Origin of the sequence: uncultured Novosphingobium sp. (assembly GCF_964277725.1) — a bacterium.
GTDB classification, from domain to species: Bacteria; Pseudomonadota; Alphaproteobacteria; order Sphingomonadales; family Sphingomonadaceae; genus Novosphingobium; species Novosphingobium fluoreni.
Map to the genome: position 1 here is coordinate 1 of NZ_CAXYKL010000270.1, position 5,061 is coordinate 5,061.

The following is a 5,061-nucleotide window of genomic DNA, read 5'->3' on the forward strand; positions in this document are numbered from 1 at the left end:
CACGTCCAGTTCGATGTCGGGGGCGGCGAGGATCGTGGCGTCGCGGCTATCAGCCTGCAGGTTCGGAAGGTCTGTCATCGTGCCTCTCGCTAAAGGACCCGACGCTGCGCTGCAACACCGTTCGTGATCCTTCTTCCCTTCGGGTCAGGGCACGGCCACACGCTTCTTAGGAAGAGCGAAACAGGCAATGAAGCGCTCGATCAGATCGTGCGACCCTTCCGCCTCAAGCAGGTTGCCGGGTGATCCGATAGGCTGCTTGCCGTAGAACGAGGCGAGGTAGGCGTTGGCATGGGGCGCGCTGAAGCGAATATCCCAGTCCTTGGCCTCTCTGCCGCAACGCACGATGCGCAACTCGCCATGCGCCATCTCGCCCAGGAACACGTCCGCGCCCACCTCGAACAGGACACGACAGGTCAACTCCCGCGCCGGCTCCCGCTTCAGCATTGTGCGCATCGACAGCATCAGCGACACCGGCGTGAGCGGCAGCATCGGATCGTGCCCGGACGATTGGGTGGACCACCGCCCCAGTTCCTGCATCACCGGCTCCAGCGCCAGCCCCCAGGCCGTGAGGTCGTACAGTTTGGCCGGCACAGGGTTTTCGATCGCCTTGCGTGTTACGATGCCGAGTTTTTCCATCCGATCAAGCCGCTCTGTCAGCACCTTGGCGCTGATGCCAGGCAAGCTGGCGCGAATGTCACTGAAACGACGCCCGCCCAGCATAAGCTCTCTGACGACGGGCAGCGACCAACGCTCGCCGATCAGTTCCATCGCGAAAGCCGCTCCGCAGGCGTCCTGATACCAGCGGCCATGGATTTTCTCGTCCAGGGCAGTTTTATTTTTCAACTTCATAGTTGCCTTTTGTAACTAATCAGGCACGATGACGCAAGAACGAGTCGCCCTGGCCTTATGGGCATTGCGCGAATGTCGGAGAGAGACGATGCCGATCGATCCCCACGCCCCCATCGAAATCACCGCGTTCGAATGGGTGCCCCCCTTCGCCGAAGGCTTCGTAAGAGACCTCAGGCCGCGATGGGCATGCGAGGAGATGGACCTGCCCTACCGCGAGCGGCTGATCAGCGCGATCAAGCGACCCGACTGGTATTTCGAGGAACAGCCCTGGGGCCAGGTCCCTCATGTCCGCGATGGCGAGATTGCCATCTTCGAAAGCGGCGCCACGTTGATCCATCTGGGAGAAAAGGGCGGCCTGCTACCCCGTGAAAACGGCCAAGCGCGCGCTTCGGTCCTCAGCTGGACGCTGGCGGCCTTCAGCAGCATCGAGCCGATGACCTTCGAACTTGGCAACGTCGCGCTGTTCAGCCGCGGGGAGGAATGGGCAACCTTGCGCAAGCCCGGCCTGGTCGCAGCCTTGGGCAAGCGCCTCGATCGGTTGGAAACGGCGCTGGATGCGCGCGATTGGCTGGCAGACGCGTTCTCCATCGCCGACATCGCCATGGTGACGGTCCTGCGGGAGGTCGCCCGAGAAGGTCTGCTGGACACTCGCCCACGGCTGGCGGCCTATGTCGAGCGTGGCGAGGTGCGGCCCGCTTTCCAGACCGCAATCGCCGACCAGATCCGTCATTTCGCCGCGAACGCCCCTGCCCGCGCACCGCAAGGAGTTTGAGCATGGCCTATTACGATGGTTTCGTGATCCCCGTCCCCACCGCGAACAAAAACGCGTTCATAAAGCACGCCTCCACGATCGACCCCGTGTTCATCGAGCTTGGCGCAACCCGCGTGGTCGAGTGCTGGCAGGACGATGTGGCCCACGGCAGGGTGACCGACTTTTTTCGCGCCGTGCAGGCCACTGAGGATGAAAGCGTGGCATTCAGCTGGATCGAATGGCCAGACAAGGCCACGCGTGACGCGGCGATGCCCCGCATAATGACGGCCGGCCCGATCGACCCTCGCGCCGATCCGGCCCAAAATCCCATGCCATTCGATGGCAAGCGCATGATCTACGGCGGCTTCGAGCCGATGGTGACAATCGGCGACTTGTCGGCCGACAGCTACGTGCAAGGCTTCATGCTCGCGGTGCCGACCGCCAAGCGCGAGGCCTACGCCAAGATGGCGGCGGATGCCTGGGACATGTTCAAGGACTATGGCGCCAACGGCGTGATGGAGGCCTGGGGCACCGACGTTCCGCACGGCGACGTGACAGACTTCTATCGCGGCGTGAACGCCACGCCGGACGAGAGCACGGTGTTCTCGATCATGACCTGGCCCTCGCGCGAGGTCTGCCAGGAAGCCGCTCGCAAGATGATGGAAGCGGATATGCCGGCCGATTTCGAAATGCCGTTCGACGCGATGCGAATGGTGTGGGGCGGGTTCGATCCGGTCGTGGTGCTGGGAGAAAAGGCATGACCAACCCTGAAGGCAGCTTCATCTGGTACGAACTGATGACCGCCGATCCCGACGCCGCCAGCGAATTTTATGGCGCGGTGATCGGCTGGCGGGTCCTGCAGCATTCCGATGCTTCTGCAGGCGGCATGGACTATCGCCTGATCCAGCGGGACGATGGCGGCATGGCCGGCGGAATGTCGACGTTGACACCGGAGATGCAGGGCGGCGGCGCCTCCCCGTGCTGGATGCCGTACTTCCACATGGCCGATGTCGATGCCAAAGTGGCGGCGATCATCGCCGAAGGCGGCGCAATGCATATGCCGGCCGCCGACATGCCGGTGGGACGCATCGCCATGGTCTCCGATCCCCAGGGCGTGCCGATCTACCTGATGAACCCCACGCCGCCAGCCGATCGCCCGGATGCCGCCAGCGACGTGTTTGACCCTTTCGCCCCGCAGCGCGTCCGCTGGAACGAACTCGCCAGCCCGGACCAGTCGGCCTCGATGGACTTTTACGCCCGGCACTTCGGCTTCGCCTATCCCGACAAGATGCCGATGGGCGAGATGGGGGACTACTGCTTCATCTCCCATCACGGCCAGACCCTGGGCGCGATCATGCGCAAGCAGGCGCCTGAAGGCCCGACGCTGTGGCTGCCGTATTTGGCGTACCCTCGATCGAAGGCGCGAAGCGGGCGGTGCTGGAACGCGGTGGGCAAGTGGTGATGGGGCCGCACGAAGTGCCAGGCGGAGACTGGATCATCGTGGGCATCGATCCCGGCGGCGCCACGTTCGGACTTGTCGGCCCCCAAGGAGAATGACGCTTCCGTAGCTTGACGCGGAGCCGATGTTGCCATCATGTTCCCAGGCTCGCCGCAAGAGTGGCCGAGTAGATTGACCGGGGAGAGACGGCGTGGCCGATTACACGTTCTACACCAATCCCATGTCGCGCGGGCAAATCGCGCGATGGGCACTGCATGAAGTTGCGGCGAACTACCAGCATGTCATCGTGGACTGGGCGAACAAGCCCGAGGCCTTCCTGAAGGCGAACGCGATGAGCAAGGTGCCCACCATCGTCCACCACGCGCCGGATGGCGACCGGGTGGTGACAGAGGCCGCCGCCATCTGCCTCTACCTTGCGGAAATGCATCCCGAAGCGGGCCTTCTTCCCAACGATGCGGAGACGGCGGACTACTTTCGCTGGACCCTTTTCGCCGCCGGACCGATCGAACAGTGCATCACCTCGCGCGCGTTGAAGTTCGAGCCTTCGGGCAATCAGGAAATGATGGCGGGCTGGGGCAGTTTCGACCGGACGATGAACACGCTGGAGGCCTTCTTGACTGACCGGACCTGGGTCTGCGGCAAGCGATTTACCATGGCCGACGTCTATCTGGGCAGCTCCATCGACTGGGGCCTGACCTTCGGTATTCTCCCCCCGAACGAGGCCCTGGTCGCCTATGCGGAGCGCATCCAGGCGCGACCGGCGTACAAGGCCGCCAAGGCCGTCGACAACGCGCTGATAGAGGCCATGAAGAAATGACCTCCGCGCAGCCACGATCGTCCAGCGTCATCTGTCCACAGGTCGACGGCGAGCCTGAGATCGCGTGATGCTGGCGCTCTATGGTCATCCCTTCTCGTCCTACACGTGGAAGGCGCAGATCGCGCTTTACGAAGCGGGCTTGGAGCACGACTTCCGCGTCGTCGATGGCGATCATCCCGATCATGTGGCGCTTGTTCAATCGGCCGGCCCGCTGGGCAAATTCCCCGTGCTGGCGGATGGCGACCAGCTGGTTTTCGAGGCAACATCAATCATCGAGCACGTGGCGCTGCATCATGCGCCGGACGCCGGCCTGATCCCCACGAACCGAAACGATGCGCTTGTGGTCCGTCAATATGATCGGGTGTTCGACAATTACGTCATGACGCCCATGCAGGCCATCGTGGACGAATATCTGCGCGATGGTTGCCGTCCCGATGTGGCCGGTATCACCGAGGCACGCGATCGGCTGGCCGGCACTTACGCTTGGCTGGAAGACTGGCTGCAAACCTATAGGCCCACTGCATTCACGCTGGTCGAGTGCGCCGCCGCGCCATCGCTGTTCTATGCGGACTGGGTCCATCCGATCCCTCAGTCGCACTCCCGCCTTCTGGAATACCGCGCCTGGTCGCTCGCTCGCCCCAGCGTCAGCCGCTGCATTGAGGATGCCCGCCCTTTCCGTGCCTATTTCCCGCCAGGCGCACCCGATCGCGATTGAGGAGACATCGCATGTCCGCGCCCCTGCATGAGCTGACCATCACCCGCCTGATCGCCGCGCCGCCCGAAAAGGTATGGGATGTCATGACCAACCGGCAAAACGAATGGTGGTGCCCTGCCCCCTGGCGCGCCGAAGTCGACCATCAGGATCGCCGGCCCGGTGGCGCGTGTCGCGTGACAATGTACGGACCTGACGGCGAAGTGATGCCGCAACATGGCATCTACCTGGCTTGGAACGAGGGCCGTCGCTTCGTCAGCACCGACGCCATCGTAGGTGACTTCGAGCCGTCCGGCCCCTTCATGATCGGCATTTGGGAAATCGCCCCGGAAGGCAACGGCACACGCTACACCGCGCGCGCCCGCCACTGGAGCGAGGAGACGATGAAGCAGCACGAGACGATGGGCTTCACCGAGGGATGGAGCGCCTGCGCCGCGCAACTCGCCGGCATCTGTGAAAGCGAAAGCGCAGCT

Annotated in this window: 8 protein-coding genes and 1 pseudogene; 8 read left to right on the top strand and 1 reads right to left on the bottom strand. The window is 63.4% G+C overall.

The features are described 5' to 3' along the window. Window positions 1–144: 144 nt before the first annotated feature. Complete coding sequence (locus ACHWRX_RS15050; protein ID WP_394659794.1) at window positions 145–849, bottom strand: winged helix-turn-helix transcriptional regulator; 705 nt, start codon at window positions 847–849, stop codon at window positions 145–147. An 88-nt stretch (window positions 850–937) separates the two neighbouring features. Between ACHWRX_RS15050 and ACHWRX_RS15055 the strand changes: the two genes are divergently transcribed. The 8 genes and pseudogenes from ACHWRX_RS15055 to ACHWRX_RS15090 all read left to right on the top strand — a co-directional run. Next, the gene (locus tag ACHWRX_RS15055) at window positions 938–1,621 is read left to right on the top strand and encodes a glutathione S-transferase family protein (RefSeq protein WP_394659795.1); all 684 of its coding nucleotides are present in this window, start codon (window positions 938–940) and stop codon (window positions 1,619–1,621) included. 2 nt (window positions 1,622–1,623) lie between these two features. Next, window positions 1,624–1,977: pseudogene (locus ACHWRX_RS15060) on the top strand (DUF1428 domain-containing protein); the annotation flags it as partial. Continuing rightward, window positions 1,975–2,361 (top strand): DUF1428 domain-containing protein, encoded by a 387-nt coding sequence (locus tag ACHWRX_RS15065; RefSeq protein ID WP_394659801.1) that lies wholly within the window; start codon window positions 1,975–1,977, stop codon window positions 2,359–2,361. The pseudogene ACHWRX_RS15060 and the gene ACHWRX_RS15065, both read left to right, overlap by 3 nt. Then, window positions 2,358–3,062, top strand: coding sequence for a VOC family protein (locus ACHWRX_RS15070; protein ID WP_394659796.1), 705 nt, complete (start codon window positions 2,358–2,360; stop codon window positions 3,060–3,062). The genes ACHWRX_RS15065 and ACHWRX_RS15070 overlap by 4 nt, the downstream gene beginning before the upstream one ends. Further along, window positions 3,035–3,157, top strand: coding sequence for a hypothetical protein (locus ACHWRX_RS15075; RefSeq protein WP_394659797.1), 123 nt, complete (start codon window positions 3,035–3,037; stop codon window positions 3,155–3,157). The genes ACHWRX_RS15070 and ACHWRX_RS15075 overlap by 28 nt, the downstream gene beginning before the upstream one ends. Before the next feature lie 92 nt (window positions 3,158–3,249). After that, window positions 3,250–3,876 carry a glutathione S-transferase family protein gene (locus ACHWRX_RS15080; protein ID WP_394659798.1) on the top strand — a complete coding sequence of 209 codons (627 nt, stop codon included), beginning with the start codon at window positions 3,250–3,252 and terminating at the stop codon, window positions 3,874–3,876. A gap of 67 nt (window positions 3,877–3,943) precedes the next feature. Next, a complete protein-coding gene (locus ACHWRX_RS15085; protein WP_394659799.1) occupies window positions 3,944–4,591 on the top strand; it encodes a glutathione S-transferase family protein in 648 nt (215 codons plus the stop codon). A gap of 11 nt (window positions 4,592–4,602) precedes the next feature. After that, a partial coding sequence (locus ACHWRX_RS15090) for an SRPBCC family protein (RefSeq protein ID WP_394659800.1) occupies window positions 4,603–5,061 on the top strand: 459 nt, incomplete at its 3' end.